The following is a 14,318-nucleotide window of genomic DNA, read 5'->3' as shown; positions in this document are numbered from 1 at the left end:
CGGCCCACTCCGATGAGTCAGTCAGCGGCCAGTCAGGATATGCAGCCGGCCTTGGGCGCCGCGCTGATACAACCCGCCTTCGGGGCCGCGCTGATGCACCCGTCCTTCGCGGCGGCACCGGCCGAGTTCGCGGCGACCCAGTTCTGCCAGACGTCGTCCTGGGTCATCGCCTTGATCAACTTCTCCATCATGAACCTCCGAGGGGTGACATATGGGGTGGTGATCACGCGGAATGTCGCGTCGTCAGACGGTAAAGTCGCCGCCAAGTCAGTGTCAAGCAATGGCAAAAGCCCCTGGTGGCAATCAGGACACGCGGCGCGCGGGAACGAGCCGTTTTCGGACAGGACAGGCGCGGGGCGCGGCCCGCGCGAGGCCGCCGCGTCCCGCTTCCACGAAGGGGCCGGCGCGCCGAAGGCGGCATGGGGGCCGGCCGAAAAGAGTGGCGCAAGATCGTCACGGGGACGGCGCGAAAAGGCGCCCGCCGGACAGCGGCACGGGCCCACTCCCCGCCCGTACGACCGCTTGAGGTGCTCGGTGTCGCGTGCGGCCCGCCGTACGCGTTCGCCCCGGTCGCCCGCCCCGCCCGTGTGGCACGATCGAAGCCGTGACCAGTAAGCCCGCCACCGCGCAGCACCTGCGCGACCTCGCCCGGCTGCGCCAGGTGCGTGACCGGATCGACCGGGAGTACGCGCAGCCGCTGGACGTGGACGCGCTCGCTCGCGGGGCGAACATGTCGGCCGGGCACCTCAGCCGCCAGTTCCGCCTCGCCTACGGTGAGTCACCGTACGCCTATCTGATGACGCGGCGCATCGAGCGGGCGATGACGCTGCTGCGACGCGGCGACCTCAGCGTCACCGAGGTCTGTTTCGCGGTGGGCTGCGCCTCGCTGGGCACCTTCAGTACGCGCTTCACCGAGTTGGTGGGCATGCCCCCCAGCGCCTACCGGCGAGCGGCGGCCGACGCGACGGTGGGCATGTCGCCGTGCGTGGCGAAACAGGTGACCAGACCGGTCAGGAATCGAGAAGCGTCGGCCTAGTGCCAGGGCTAGCGTGATCGACATGGACAACCTCACCATTCACCACAGCTTCCTCCCGCACCACGACGCGGAGGCGTCCCTGGCCTTCTACCGCGACGTCCTCGGCTTCGAGGTGCGCAACGACGTCGGGTACAACGACATGCGCTGGATCACGGTCGGCCCGGCGGGCCAGCCCGACACCTCCATCGTGCTCCAGCCGCCGGCGCCGCCCGGCTGCGGCATCACGGACAGTGAGCGCGACACCATCGTGGAGATGATGGCCAAAGGCACCTTCGCCGCCGTCAACCTCGCCACCCCCGACCTCGACGCCACCTTCGAGCGGCTCCAGGCCGGCGACGCCGAGGTGGTCCAGGAGCCGACCGACCAGCCGTACGGGGTACGGGACTGCGCCTTCCGGGACCCCGCGGGCAACCTGATCCGCATCCAGCAACTGGCCGCCTGAGCCACCCCAACATCGCGAGCCCGACCCGCCCGGCCGGCTCACGCCGAGGGTCGGGTGGGCCTGGCCTGGCGGGTGGGCCGCACGGCGACCGGGGCGTGACGGAGGGGCGTACGCCGATGGGTGGTGGCGCCGCGCGGGCGAAGCCCGCCACGACACCCCCGGTGGGCCGATGGCACCCACCCGGCGAAGCCGATGGCACCCACCGCCCGCGCGCGCCGGCCAGGCCGCGCGGGCGGGCCCGAACGACACGTGGAGAGACGAGAGACGATGAGCACGACCCGACGGAGGCGCGCGCAGTCGCCGGCGCCGGCGCCGCACGTTGCCGACGGCCACGACCTGATCCGCGTGCGGGGCGCCCGCGAGAACAACCTCAGGAACGTGAGCGTGGAGATCCCGAAGCGCCGGCTGACGGTGTTCACCGGCGTCTCCGGCTCGGGCAAGAGCTCGTTGGTGTTCGCCACCATCGCGGCGGAGTCGCAGCGGATGATCAACGAGACGTACAGCGGTTTCGTGCAGGGGTTCATGCCCGCGATGGGCCGGCCCGACGTGGACGTCCTCGACGGGCTGACCACCGCGATCATCGTCGACCAGCGGCCGATGGGCGCCGATCCGCGCTCCACCGTCGGCACCGCCACCGACGCCCACGCCATGTTGCGCATCCTCTTCAGCCGGCTCGGCACGCCGCACGTCGGCTCGCCGCAGGCGCTCTCCTTCAACGTCGCGTCGGTGCGGGCCAGCGGCGCGTTCACGGTGGACCGTGGCGCCGAGAAGAGCACCACCGTCAAGCGGACCTTCACCCGTACCGGGGGCATGTGCACGCGCTGCGAGGGGCGCGGCGCGGTCTCCGACATCGACGTCAGCCAGCTCTACGACGACTCCAGGTCGCTCGCCGAGGGGGCGCTCACCATCCCCGGCTACAAGGCGGGCGGCTGGGGCTACCGGCTCTACCTCTCGTCGGGCTTCTTCGACCCGGACAAGCCGATCCGCCGGTACACGAAGAAGGAACGGCACGATCTCCTCCACCACGAGCCGGTCAGGATGAAGATCGAGGGCATCAACATGACGTACGAGGGGCTGGTCCCCCGGCTGCGGAAGTCGCTCCTCGCCAAGGACCGGGAGGCGATGCAGCCGCACATCCGGGCGTTCGTGGACCGGGCCGTCACCTTCGCCACCTGCCCCGAGTGCGACGGCACCCGGCTCAGCGAGGCGGCCAGGTCGTCCCGGATCGACGGCACCAGCATCGCCGACGCGTGCGCCCTGCAGATCAACGACCTGGCCGACTGGGTGCGGGGCCTGGACAAGCCGTCGGTGGCGCCGCTGCTGGCCTCGCTGCGCCACACCCTCGACTCGTTCGTGGAGATCGGCCTCGGCTACCTCTCGCTCGACCGGTCGGCGGGCACGCTGTCGGGCGGCGAGGCGCAGCGCGTCAAGATGGTCCGCCACCTCGGCTCCTCGCTCACGGACGTGACCTACGTCTTCGACGAGCCCACCATCGGCCTCCACCCGCACGACGTCCAGCGGATGAACGCGTTGCTGCTGCGGCTGCGGGACAAGGGCAACACGGTGCTCGTCGTGGAGCACAAACCGGAGGCGATCCAGATCGCCGACCACGTCGTGGACCTCGGGCCGGGCGCGGGCGCGGCGGGCGGCACCGTCTGTTTCGAGGGCACCTTCGAGGAGTTGCGGGCGAGCGACACCCGCACCGGTCGCCACCTCGACGACCGGGCCCGCCTCAGGGAGACGGTGCGCGAGCCCACCGGCACGCTGCCGATCCGCGGCGCGCGCACGCACAACCTGCGCGATGTGGACGTCGACATCCCGCTGGGTGTGCTCACCGTGGTCACCGGCGTCGCCGGGTCCGGTAAGAGTTCGCTCGTGCACGGGTCGATCCCGGCCCACGCGGGTGTGGTGTCGATCGACCAGGCCCCGATCCGTGGCTCGCGGCGGAGCAACCCGGCGACGTACACCGGTCTGCTCGACCCGATCCGCAAGGCGTTCGCGAAGGTCAACGGCGTACAACCGGCCCTCTTCAGCGCCAACTCCGCCGGCGCCTGCCCCGGCTGCAACGGGGCCGGCGTCGTCTACACCGACCTGGCGATGATGGCCGGTGTCGCCACCGTCTGCGAGGAGTGCGAGGGCAGGCGGTTCGAGACGTCGGTGCTCGACCACCAGCTCGGCGGTCGCGACATCAGCGAGGTGCTCGCGATGTCGGTGGCCGAGGCCCAGGAGTTCCTCGGCGACGGGACACGTGTCTCGGCGGACGCCGCGGGCAGGGCGAACCTCACGGCCGCGCACCGCGTCCTGGGCCGGCTGGCCGACGTCGGGCTCGGTTACCTCACCCTGGGCCAGCCGCTGACCACCCTGTCCGGGGGCGAGCGGCAGCGGCTCAAGCTGGCCACCCACATGGGCGAGAAGGGCGGCGTGTACGTCCTCGACGAGCCGACCACCGGTCTGCACCTCGCCGACGTCCAGCAGCTCCTCGGGCTGCTCGACCGGCTCGTGGACGCCGGCAAGTCGGTCATCGTCGTCGAGCACCACCAGGCGGTGATGGCGCACGCCGACTGGATCATCGACCTCGGCCCCGGGGCCGGTCACGACGGCGGCCGGATCGTGTTCGCCGGCACACCCGCCGACCTGGTGGCCGCCCGGTCCACCCTCACTGGCGAGCACCTGGCGGCGTACGTCGGCGCCTGACGGCCCGGCGGCCCGGCGGCCCGGTCGGAGCAACGTAGGGACCCGGGCCCCACCACCCGTGCGGCCCTCTCGCCGGGCGGGGTTGGTCGGGTGGCCCCCCCTGGCCGGCCCGCCGCGACGCGCCACGGCGTACGCCTGCCCACCGGCGCCCGAACGCGCGCCCATCCGGCGGCCGGGCGGCGGCCCGCGGTCGGGCGTTGGCCGGCGTCACGCACCGCGCCGCTCGTCGATCTTGAGTAGGCTCAGCGCCCGGGAGCGCAGGGTTCGCGAACTGCCTCCCGTCCTGATCCTGTTGAGGAGAATCGTGCGCCTGACCATCGACCGACGCCTCACGCTCGGTGCCGCCGTACTCGCCGTCGTGGTGAGTGCCGTACCGGCGACCGCCGTCGCCTACGCCCCGTCAGCCCCGCCCGCCCCGGCGAACAAGGCCGCCGCGCCCCCGCTGGCGGACGCGAACAGCAAGGCCATCACCCAGGCCCTGCGCAACACCCTCAAGGCCGGAGCCCCCGGCGCCATGACCCGCTACACCGGCCCGAACGGGACCAAGACGCTCACCGAGGGGGTGCGGGACCGCAAGACGGGCGCGCCCATGGACCCGCGCGCCCGCTTCCGTATCGGCAGCGTCACCAAGACGTTCTCCTCCGTCGTGCTGCTGCAACTGGTGGCCGAGGGCAAGGTCAAGCTGGACGCCCCGGTGACCAGCTACCTGCCCGGCGTGCTGCCCGACGACCGCATCACGGTCCGTCACCTCCTCACCCACCGCAGCGGCCTGTCGGACTACACGAACGCGATGTTCGCCAAGACCGTCCCCGGCTTCGAGGCCGTGCGCAACCGGGTCTTCACCAACAAGGAGCTGGTGGACCGCTCGCTGCGCGAGCCCAGGACGACCGAGCCGGGCGGCGCGTACCGCTACTCGAACACCAACTTCGTGCTGGTCGGGATGGTCATCGAGAAGGTGACGAAGAACCCGGTGGCCAAGGAGTACGAGCGGCGCGTCATCAAGCCGCTGAAGCTCAAGGACACCTCGTACGTGCACCCCGCCACGGCCATCAAGGGCCAGCACGTGCGCGGCTACCTGCACCCGGACGAGGACGGCGCGCCGCTGGTCGACTCGACCGAGCAGACCGTGTCCTGGGCCCAGGCCGCGGGGGCGATGATCTCCAGCGAGGCCGACCTGAACACCTTCATGTCCGCCCTGCTGCGCGGCAAGCTGCTGCCGAGCAAGACGCTGAACGCCATGCTCACCGTGGTGCCGGCCGACGCGTCGGGCACCCGCTTCTACGGGCTCGGGCTGCGCCGCTACGACCTGTCGTGCGGCACCTCGGTCTACGGCCACACCGGTACCGTGCAGGGCTTCTACACGTACGCGTTCACCACCCGGGACGGCAAGCGCACGCTCTCGGCGATGGCGAACACCTCCAACCGGGGCTCGGCCAACACGGCGCTCGGCGGCAGTCTGGAGGCGGCGTTCTGCGGCAAGCAGCCCGCGTCGGCGGCGAAGCGCGGCCCCGCGGCACCGCTCGGGGCCGAGGCGGACCTGCCGGAGAACCGCTGACGTTGACCCCGCTCACCGAGCGCGGCGCGGGCCGCGGTGGGTGAGCGCTGACGCGGGGCTGACGCGGGGTTGTGCCAGGGCGGGGCCCGGGACGGATGGTTCGTCCCGGGCCCCGCCCGCGTGCTGCCCGCGGGGTGGTACCGGCGGGCGCCGGGTGGGCCGGGGTGGTTCGTGTGCCTGGTCCAGTTGGCGGTGGGGCGGTTTAGGCGGCGGGCCGCGGAGTGATCCATGGACTCGGACGCCGGAGCGGCCGACGCGTCGCCGGCCCACCCCCCTGGTCGGGCAGCCCCCGCCACGCGGGAGGCGGGCCCGGGGCGGGCAGCCGCGGCTGGCCGGCACGAGAGCGTGGAGGTCTTCCGTGGAATGGCAAGCGCGCACGGCCCGAGCAGCGCGGCGGCGCTGAGCGATGGTGGAGTTCGACCGCGGGCCCACGGCCCGGCTCGCCGGGTTGTTCGCCCAGGTGCCCGGGCCGCCGGACGCGTCGGCGTTCTGGGCCGACTGGGGGCCGGTCTTCTACCGTGGCCGGCTGGACGGCTCGGCCCGGGTGCTCGTCGTGGCATCGGACCCGGGGCCCACCGAGCGGATCGCCGGCCGCAGCCTGGTCGGCGACGCCGGCCAGCGCGTGCAGGGCTTCCTCGGCAAGCTCGGCCTGACCCGTTCCTACGTCTGCCTCAACGCGTGGGCGTACGCCGTCCACCCCAGCCGGGCGCTCGCGATGCGGGACCGGCTGGACGACGCGGAGCAGCGGGAGTGGCGCAACGCGGTCTACGACCAGGCGACGGGCGACGCGCTCCAGGCCATCCTGGTGTTGGGGTTCATGGCCCGGGAGGCGGTACGCCTGTGGACGCCGCGGCCCGACGTCCCGCTCGTGGACGCGCTGCACCCGTCCAACCCCGAGGAGGACGAGGTGCTGGAGTCCTGGCGCGCGGCCGTCGCGCGGCTGCGCGCGATCGTCACGCCGGACGACGACGGGGACAACACGGGACCCACCTACGGCACGGTGTTCGCCGAGTCCGACTACGCGGCCATCCCCCGCCACGACCTGCCGTTCGGCGCGCCGGCCTTCCTCGGCGACGACGCCTGGGTCCGCGCCCTGCCGGGTGACGCGCACAACGCCGTCAGCCGCCCGCGGCCGGACGACGAGCACACCCTGGTCTGGAAGGCGCCGCGCTGATGGTGCTCGTCCTCACCGGCACGGTCGTCACCTTCGACGAGGACCACCGGGTCCTGGACCCCGGCGTCGTGTACGTCGGCGACGACGGCCGCCTGGCCGCGGTGCGCTCCGCCGCGCAGGACGCGCCCGCGGGGTTCGCCTCGGCGCCGCGCGTCGACACCGGCGCGCTGATCCTGCCCGGCCTCATCGACCTGCACAACCACCTGACGTACAACACGCTGCCGCTGTGGGAGGCGGCCGGCGTACCGTACCTGCACCACGACCGCTGGGTCGACGAGGACAGGCCGCCGGACTACTCCACGACGGTCACCTGGCCCGCGAAGGTGCTCGCGCAGGCCGCGCCCGAGGCGTTGATCAAGTACGTCGAGGTCAAGGCGCTGATCGGCGGGACCACCTCGATCCAGGGTGCGCCGGTGGCGACGCGGCCCGTGGACGGCTGGCTGCTGCGGATCATCGACAACGAGCGGCTGCCGGCGGGCCGCGACATGGTGATGACGGCGGCGCTGCAACTCGACGCGGAGGAGTTGCGCGAGGTGCGGGCGCCGAAGCTGGACGGGACGCGGCTGCTCATCTACCACGTCGCGGAGGGCCGGGCCGGCTCGATCGTGCGCCGAGAGTTCGAGGAGTTGGAGCCGTGCTGGCGGCCCGGGCTGATCGGCGTCCACGGCACCGCGCTCACCGGCGCGGACTTCGCGCGGTGGCAGGAGGCGGTGCGGGCGATCAACCCGGCCGAGCGGGCGACCCTCGTGTGGTCGCCGTTCTCCAACTACTGGCTCTACCACGAGAGTACGGACGTGGTCGCGGCCGACCGGAAGGGGTTGCGCATCGCGCTCGGCTCCGACTGGGCGCCGTCGGGGACCAAGCACGTGCTGGGGGAGCTCAAGGTCGCCGACGCCGTCAACCAGCACCGGCTCGGCGGGCGGTTCAGCGACCGGGAGCTGTGCGACATGGTCACCGCCAACCCCGGCGACGCGCTGGCCACGGCCTGGGGGCCACAGGTGGGGCGGCTGGCCCGGGGCAGCGCCGCCGACCTGCTCGTCCTTGCGCGCCACGCCCCGGACGCGGACCCGTACCGCAACCTGATCGACGCGACCGAGCGCCACGTGCGGCTGGTGCTGGTGCGCGGCCGGCCGTTCTACGGCACACCGGCGCTGATGACCGCCGCCGGGGCCACGCACACCGACCCGATCACGGTCGCCGGCCTGCGGCGCCGGGTCGCGGTGCGGCAGCCGGACCGGGCCGACGCCCAGTTGGACTGGCCCGGGGTGCGGCGCGCCCTGGAACGGGTGCGCGCCGACCCGGTGGCGGCCTGGCGCGCCGCGCAGGACGCGCTGGCCTCCTGGGGCGGGCCGCTGGACGACCCGGACGCGCCGCTGGTCCTCTTCGGCGACATGCCCGAGGGCGACGTGGGGGCCTTCGCCGCCGCCGGCGAGGTGCCCTCGGGCCTGGTCATCCCGCCGCTGGACACGCTGACCCACGACGCCGCCTTCCTCGCCGCCGTGGCCCGCGCCGGCGTGCCCGAACTGCGCCACCTCGCGGAGCGCTACCCGTGAGCCGGGCGGTCGGCCAACCGGCCCGGGCGCTGCCGGACTCGGTGGGCCTCGCGGAGTTCCTGCGGCGGGTGGAGGCCGACCCGCTGCCGCTCGCGGGACGCTACCAACTGGTGACCGCCGCCCGGGTGTTGCTCGACGAGCTGTACGTACACCTGCCGCTCAAGCGGGCCATGCACGCCACCGATCCGGTGCAGCGGCTGCGGCTCCTTGAGCGGCGCCTCGCGCCGCTCAGCGAGTTGCAGTTCCACGCCGAGTTGGCCGACGTCTTCCGGGCGCTGCGCGACCTGCACACCGTCTACCAGCTCCCGGCGCCCTACCGCGGCCACGTGGCGACGCTGGGCTTCCTCGTCGAGCGCTACACGGACGCCGAGGGGGCGGCGCACCACATCGTCTCCAAGATCGACCGTTCGCTGGTGCACGCGGGCTTCGACGTCGGCGCCGAGCTGGAGTCCTGGAACGGCGTCCCGATCGAGCGGGCCGTCGAGCGCAACGCCGCCGCCCAGGCGGGCTCCCACCTCGACGCGCGGCTGGCCCGCGGCCTCGAGGCGCTGACGCTGCGCCCGCTGCGCACCGCTCCCCCGCCGGACGAGCTCGAGGTGCTGCTCGCCTACCGCACGCGCGGCGGGCGCCGCCGCGAGACGCGCGTCCCGTGGCGCGTGTGCGCCGCCGAGCGGTACGCGGGGCGGGCCCAGGACCCGGTGCCCACGCTCGGCACGAGCCTGGGCATCGACGTCGGGAGCGAGACCGCGCGCCAGGTCAAGCGCGGCCTGTTCGCCCCGCCCCGGGCGCGGCGCTCACCCCCGCGCTCGCCGCGCGGCGTGCTGGCCCACCGCACGCTGCGGCTGGGCGGTCGCTCGTACGGGTACCTGCGGCTGTTCTCGTTCAACGTGCCGGGCGCGCGCTCGTTCGCCGAGCAGGTGGCGCAGATCGCGGCGCGCGCCCCCGCGGCGGGGCTGATCGTGGACGTGCGCGGCAACCCCGGCGGGCACGTCCCGGCCGCGGAGTCCGCGTTGCAGGTGCTGAGCGAACGGCCGGTCGCGCCGGTGAGCTTCTCGTTGTCGACCACGCGCGGCGCGCTCACACTCGCCCGGGCCCACGCCGACTTCCGTACCTGGACCAGCTCGATCCGGGCGGCCGTGGAGACGGGCGAGGTGTACTCGCAGGGGTTTCCGCTGACCGACCCGCAGGCGCTCACCACCGGGTTGCCGCGCTACGCCGGCCCGAAGGTGCTCATCACCGACGCGCTGTCGTACTCGGCCGCCGACATCTTCGCCGCCGGCTTCCAGGACAACGCCCTCGGGCCGGTCCTGGGGACGGCGCGCCGCACCGGGGCCGGCGGAGCCAACGTGTGGACGCACGAGCTGCTGCGGGTCTGGCTGCCCGAACTCCTCGGCGACCTGCCGCGCGGCGCCGGGTTCCGCGTCGCGCTGCGCCGCGCCACGCGGGCCCGTGGCAACGTGGACGTGCCGCTTGAGGACCTGGGCGTGCAGGCGGACGCGCTGCACGACCTGACCCGGCGCGACGTCACCGAGCAGAACCAGGACCTGCTCGCGGCGGCCGTCGCCCTGCTGGACTGAGAACGGCGGCGGCGGAGCTGGCGGTGGTAGGGGCCTTATCACACCCCCTGTGGCCAGCGGGACTAACGGCCCTGACCCACGGGCAGCGGCGTTTGCGATGCTGATGATCGAGAGGGCTCTTCCCCGCCCTCGTTCACCGAACGCTATGGAGGCCGACCATGACTCGTCCGATCACCGTGGGAGTGGACGGCTCGCCCGAGAGCCAGGCAGCCGTCGACTGGGCGGCCGGCGAGGCGGTGCGCCGTGGGCTGCCGCTGCGCGTGGTGCACGCCTGGCACTGGGAGCCGCTGTCGACGCCCGTGCCCAACAGCGGCGACGAGCAGGCCAAGTGGGCGCGGGAGCTGGTGCGCGAGACCGAGCAGCGGTTGGCCGCCCGCCACCGTGACCTGTCGATCGTCGCCGAGGTGCTGGACGCCGAGCCCGTGCCGGCCCTGGTGCGGGCGAACGAGGAGGCTCAGATGCTGGTGCTCGGCTCGCGCGGGCACGGCGCGCTGCTCGGCTTCCTGCTCGGCTCGCACGCCCAACAGGTGCTCGCCCGCGCCAGCCGGCCGGTCGTCTCGGTCCGCGCCCCCGAGGACGCGAAGGAGGGGTCGGCGGACGCGCCGGCGCAGACGACGGCGGCCCGGGAAGCCGCGGAAGGCGAGGTCGTCGTGGGCCAGCAGGGCTCGGCCGAGGACAGTGACGCGGTGCTGCGCTTCGCGTTCGAGGCAGCCGCCGCACGCGGGGTGCCGGTGCGCGCCGTACGGGCCTGGAGCCTGCCGCCCATCTACGCGTACACCCCCGGCTCCATGCGGCTCGCGGACGAGGCCGGCGGCCTTGAGCCGTACGAGAGGGAGCAGCTCACCGAGGCGCTGGCGCCCTGGCGGGAGAAGTTCCCCGAGGTCCCGGTGGCCGAGCACGTCGAGATCGGCAGCGGCGGGCAGGTGCTGCTCTCGCAGACCGCGCGCGCCCAGTTGCTGGTGGTCGGGCGGCGGGTGCGGCGCTCCCCCATCGGCTCGCGCATCGGATCGGTGGCGCACGCGGCGCTGCACCACGCCCGCTGCCCGGTCGCGGTCGTCCCGCACGACTGAGCGGGCGGGTGACACGCGTGGCCCCGTGACGGGCTGGTTCGCCCGCCACGGGGGCGCGGTCACATCGCCATGCCGCCGTCGACGCACACGACCTGGCCGGTGATGTAGGAACTCTCGTCGCTGGCGAGGAAGGCGACCAGGTTGGCGACCTCCTCCGGGCGGCCGAAGCGGCCCATGGGCACAGGTCCAAGACGCTGGTTGTCGTCCTGGAGGTGCTCGGTCATGTCGGTGCTGATCAGGCCGGGCGCGACGGCGTTGCAGCGCACGTTGCGCTCGCCCAGCTCCTTGGCGATCGTCTTCGTCAGGCCGATCAGACCCGCCTTGGCCGAGGCGTAGTTGGCCTGTCCCGCGCTGCCGAAGACGCCGGCGACCGAGGATATGTTGATGATCGAGCCGCTGCGCCGGCGGATGAAGCCGAAGTAGCAGCTCTTGATGAAGTAGAACGCGCCCTTGAGGCTGGTGTTGATGACCGCGTCGAAGTCCTCGTCCTTGATGGACACGGCGAGGCCGTCCCGGATGATGCCGGCGTTGTTGACCAGGATGTCGACCGGGCCCAGGTCGCCCGTGATGGCCTTCACGGTCTGGGTGACCTGCTCGGAGTCGGCCACGTCGCAGCGGTAGATCCGGGCGGTGGCGCCCAGGGCCTCGGCGTCCCGCAGGGTCTGCCGCGCGCTCGTCTCGTCGTTGGCGTAGACGATGGCGACCGTCGCGCCGCCCTTGGCCAGCCGCAGGACCGTGGCGCGCCCGAGGCCACGGGAGCCGCCGGTGACGACGGCCACCTTCCCGCCGAGTGAGCCGCTCGGGTGGGTGTCCGGGGTGGTGGTCACGAGCGGGCCTCGTCGATGATGCGGACGATGTCGCCGATGCTCTGCGCGTCGGCGAACTGCACCATCGGCAGCGAGACCCCGGCCGCCTCCATGGTCTCGGTGATGATGTCGGCCCGGTCGATCGAGTTGGCGCCCAGGTCGCGCAGGCTGTCCTGCGGGGTGGCCGCGCTCACGTCAACCTCCGGGATGATCTCCGAGAAGACGGACATCAGGGCCTTGAAGATCTCTTCCTGGGTCATGCTCTCTTCTCTCTCGCACTGTTCGTATCGCGTGCCGCTGGCGCGGCTGGGCTGACGTGCCGCTGGCGCGGCGGGTTGGCGTGCCACCGGCGGTGGCTAGGCGCCGTAGCGGCTCAGCAGGAGTTCCTTGACCTCGGGCTGGTGGAAGGTGACCTCGTGCATCGCCAGTTCCTGCTCGATCACCGCGGGGAGCTGCTCGCGCAACTCCCGTACGAGGTGCTCCTTGAGCAGGACCAGGGAGCGCCGCGGCTTCTCGGCCAGGCTCTCGGCCAGTTCGAGGGCCGCCGCGAGGACGTCCTTGCGGGGCCGCACCGGGTAGGGCACGCCCCGCTCGGCCAACTCCGCGCCCCGGAAGGTGCGGCCGGTCAGCAGGAACTCCTGGGCCAGGGCCAGGCCCAGCTTCGCGGGGAAGACACGGGTCGACCCGAAGCCGGGAGTGAAACCGTACTTCATGAAGTTCGCGGTGTAGATGCTCTCCCTCGACAAGATCACGAAGTCCGCGAACAGGCCCATGGACAGGCCGCCGCCGATGGCGTGGCCCTGCATGGCGGAGATGACCGGGATCGGGCATTCCAGCGGCAGCGAGTACGCGTTGGGCGTCCCCTCGTCCTTGGCCTGGAAGGTGGACTCCCCCGCGTGGATGTCGAGGAGGACCTCGCGGGTGCCGCCCGAGCAGAAGAAGCTGCCGTAGCCGGTGAGGATGACCGCCTTGTACCGTTCGTCGGCCTGAACCTGTGCGAACGCCCGCCCGAGGCCGGCGAGCAGGTCGCCGGTGAAGGTGTTCTTGTTCTCCTGGTCGGCCATCGTGATCTGGGCGACCCCGGGGCGGGGTTCGGTCACGGTGACGACATCGGTCACACCCACTCGTACTCCCGGTGGAACTCGTTGACGCGCTTGAGGAACAGGCGGCCCGTGCCCGAGACGGTGTCAAGCACCTCGGGGATGAGGTCGAGTCGCAGCTCCACGTTGCGGGTGCCGAACTCGATGACCTCGTTCTCCTTGGTCAGCCGCAGGTACTGCTCGATGCTCAGCTCGTACCGGTCGTCGAGCACCTTGCCGGTGCCCATGGCCCGCACCCGCTCCTGACTGTCCTGGGTGACGACGCCGCTGTAGAACTCGGAGCAGCAGCCGGAGCCATAGGAGAAGATGCCCACCCGCTTGGGTGTGCTGAAGTCTCCGTGGGCGATGGTGCCGAGCAGGTTGAGGAAGACGGTGCCGCCGAAGACGTTGCCCACCCGCTGGCAGTAGGAGAGGCCGGGCAGTACGCGGCGCTCGAAGTCGGCCTCGATGGCGGGGTTCTTCGCCTTGCACATGCGGCGCATCATCGTGCGGTGCGCGCCCTTGACCATGCCGCCGAAGGGGGTGTGGAAGGAGAGGTAGTCGAAGGTGGCGGCGTAGTCGACGCCCTCGACCTTGTCGGCGTACGCGCGGTAGGCCGCCTCGCAGCAGTCCAGGTAGGACATGAGCGACAGGTCGGCGTTACCTGCCTCGCTGTCCGGCACGGGCCGGCAGGTGTCCATCACCTCGTACCCGTAGTAGCCGTTGGCGCCGACGTCCACGCTGAAGACGTGCGGGGTGTCGCTGACCAGGATGGCCATCGCCCCGGCGCCGCCGCTGGGTTCGGCGAACGACCAGTCCTCCTGGAGCGCCTCGCCGCCCTCGGTGGCCTTGAAGCGGGAGATGTCGGTGGTCACCACCAGGCCCTTGGCGCCCGGGGAGACCTGGGAGAGGACGAAGTTGACGGCGTTCTGGAAGCCGGCGGTCCCCGCGTAGCAGGCGTTCTTCACCTCGAACAACCGGCAGCCGCGGTTCAGGCCCAGGTAGTCGTGCACGTAGGTGCTGAGCGACTTGCCGAAGTCGATGCCGGACTCGGTGCAGGTGATCAGGACCTCGATGCGGTCCCGCTCCTCCTGGCTGAGCGCGTCCACGATCGGCTTGGCGGCGTTGACCGCGAAGGAGACCGGGTCCTCGAAGGGCAGGGCCACCGACTTCTCGTGCATGAGCAGGTTGGCGAACCGCTCGTTGTCCAACCCCCGGTACTCGGCCAGGGTCTGTACGTCGAGGTAGGCCGAGCCGCCGTAGAAGTTGATGGCCTCGATGCCGGCCGCGCGGGGTTGCATAGTGTCTCTCCTCGTGTTCATGGTCCCGTCC

General features: G+C 72.4%; 13 protein-coding genes. 8 read left to right on the top strand and 5 right to left on the bottom strand.

The genetic code is table 11. The features are described 5' to 3' along the window. Positions 1-32 precede the first annotated feature (32 nt). On the bottom strand, positions 33-191 hold the full coding sequence (locus AC3CHW_RS31390; RefSeq protein ID WP_176159875.1) for a hypothetical protein: 159 nt from the start codon (positions 189-191) through the stop codon (positions 33-35). A 413-nt stretch (positions 192-604) separates the two neighbouring features. Here AC3CHW_RS31390 and AC3CHW_RS31385 point away from each other — a divergent pair, with 413 nt between their 5' ends. The 8 genes from AC3CHW_RS31385 (at position 605) to AC3CHW_RS31350 (ending at position 11,101) form a co-directional block, all read left to right on the top strand. After that, entirely contained in the window at positions 605-1,036 is a 432-nt protein-coding gene (locus tag AC3CHW_RS31385) for a helix-turn-helix transcriptional regulator (RefSeq protein WP_398608978.1), read from the top strand. A 22-nt stretch (positions 1,037-1,058) separates the two neighbouring features. After that, positions 1,059-1,478 carry a VOC family protein gene (locus AC3CHW_RS31380; RefSeq protein ID WP_398608979.1) on the top strand — a complete coding sequence of 140 codons (420 nt, stop codon included), beginning with the start codon at positions 1,059-1,061 and terminating at the stop codon, positions 1,476-1,478. Positions 1,479-1,745: 267 nt separating this feature from the next. Beyond that, positions 1,746-4,172 carry an ATP-binding cassette domain-containing protein gene (locus AC3CHW_RS31375; RefSeq protein ID WP_488468717.1) on the top strand — a complete coding sequence of 809 codons (2,427 nt, stop codon included), beginning with the start codon at positions 1,746-1,748 and terminating at the stop codon, positions 4,170-4,172. A gap of 301 nt (positions 4,173-4,473) precedes the next feature. After that, positions 4,474-5,727, top strand: a complete 1,254-nt coding sequence (locus tag AC3CHW_RS31370; protein WP_488471229.1) for a serine hydrolase domain-containing protein — start codon at positions 4,474-4,476, stop codon at positions 5,725-5,727. 406 nt (positions 5,728-6,133) lie between these two features. Next, positions 6,134-6,901 carry a uracil-DNA glycosylase family protein gene (locus AC3CHW_RS31365; RefSeq protein ID WP_459249782.1) on the top strand — a complete coding sequence of 256 codons (768 nt, stop codon included), beginning with the start codon at positions 6,134-6,136 and terminating at the stop codon, positions 6,899-6,901. Further along, positions 6,901-8,454, top strand: coding sequence for an amidohydrolase family protein (locus tag AC3CHW_RS31360; RefSeq protein WP_488468716.1), 1,554 nt, complete (start codon positions 6,901-6,903; stop codon positions 8,452-8,454). Before AC3CHW_RS31365 ends, AC3CHW_RS31360 begins: the two co-directional genes overlap by 1 nt. Continuing rightward, positions 8,451-10,031 (top strand): S41 family peptidase, encoded by a 1,581-nt coding sequence (locus AC3CHW_RS31355; protein WP_488468715.1) that lies wholly within the window; start codon positions 8,451-8,453, stop codon positions 10,029-10,031. Before AC3CHW_RS31360 ends, AC3CHW_RS31355 begins: the two co-directional genes overlap by 4 nt. 158 nt (positions 10,032-10,189) lie before the next feature. Then, positions 10,190-11,101 carry a universal stress protein gene (locus tag AC3CHW_RS31350; RefSeq protein ID WP_398608984.1) on the top strand — a complete coding sequence of 304 codons (912 nt, stop codon included), beginning with the start codon at positions 10,190-10,192 and terminating at the stop codon, positions 11,099-11,101. Between the two features lie 59 nt (positions 11,102-11,160). On the opposite strand, the gene fabG is transcribed toward AC3CHW_RS31350, so the two are convergent. The 4 genes from fabG to AC3CHW_RS31330 form a co-directional block, all read right to left on the bottom strand. Then, on the bottom strand, positions 11,161-11,928 hold the full coding sequence (gene fabG / locus AC3CHW_RS31345; RefSeq protein ID WP_488468714.1) for a 3-oxoacyl-[acyl-carrier-protein] reductase: 768 nt from the start codon (positions 11,926-11,928) through the stop codon (positions 11,161-11,163). After that, positions 11,925-12,167 carry an acyl carrier protein gene (locus AC3CHW_RS31340; RefSeq protein ID WP_398608986.1) on the bottom strand — a complete coding sequence of 81 codons (243 nt, stop codon included), beginning with the start codon at positions 12,165-12,167 and terminating at the stop codon, positions 11,925-11,927. The genes fabG and AC3CHW_RS31340 overlap by 4 nt, the downstream gene beginning before the upstream one ends. A 96-nt stretch (positions 12,168-12,263) precedes the next feature. Continuing rightward, positions 12,264-13,025, bottom strand: coding sequence for a polyketide synthase (locus tag AC3CHW_RS31335; RefSeq protein ID WP_459249778.1), 762 nt, complete (start codon positions 13,023-13,025; stop codon positions 12,264-12,266). Beyond that, a complete protein-coding gene (locus AC3CHW_RS31330) occupies positions 13,022-14,287 on the bottom strand; it encodes a hydroxymethylglutaryl-CoA synthase family protein (protein WP_387597515.1) in 1,266 nt (421 codons plus the stop codon). Before AC3CHW_RS31330 ends, AC3CHW_RS31335 begins: the two co-directional genes overlap by 4 nt. Between the last annotated feature and the right edge of the window lie 31 nt (positions 14,288-14,318).

The organism is Streptomyces sp. MGP-BFMKR1 (genome assembly GCF_057766585.1).
Note: the sequence above shows the minus strand (reverse complement) of the source record. Positions and strands in the feature narration are given on the sequence as shown.

Coding starts and splice junctions, on each gene's coding strand:
- AC3CHW_RS31365 (WP_459249782.1), top strand. CDS start 6,134: ATGGTGGAGTTCGACCGCGGGCCCACGGCCCGGCTCGCCGGGTTGTTC.
- AC3CHW_RS31340 (WP_398608986.1), bottom strand. CDS start 12,167: ATGACCCAGGAAGAGATCTTCAAGGCCCTGATGTCCGTCTTCTCGGAG.
- AC3CHW_RS31350 (WP_398608984.1), top strand. CDS start 10,190: ATGACTCGTCCGATCACCGTGGGAGTGGACGGCTCGCCCGAGAGCCAG.
- AC3CHW_RS31360 (WP_488468716.1), top strand. CDS start 6,901: ATGGTGCTCGTCCTCACCGGCACGGTCGTCACCTTCGACGAGGACCAC.
- AC3CHW_RS31380 (WP_398608979.1), top strand. CDS start 1,059: ATGGACAACCTCACCATTCACCACAGCTTCCTCCCGCACCACGACGCG.
- AC3CHW_RS31390 (WP_176159875.1), bottom strand. CDS start 191: ATGATGGAGAAGTTGATCAAGGCGATGACCCAGGACGACGTCTGGCAG.
- AC3CHW_RS31375 (WP_488468717.1), top strand. CDS start 1,746: ATGAGCACGACCCGACGGAGGCGCGCGCAGTCGCCGGCGCCGGCGCCG.
- AC3CHW_RS31330 (WP_387597515.1), bottom strand. CDS start 14,287: ATGCAACCCCGCGCGGCCGGCATCGAGGCCATCAACTTCTACGGCGGC.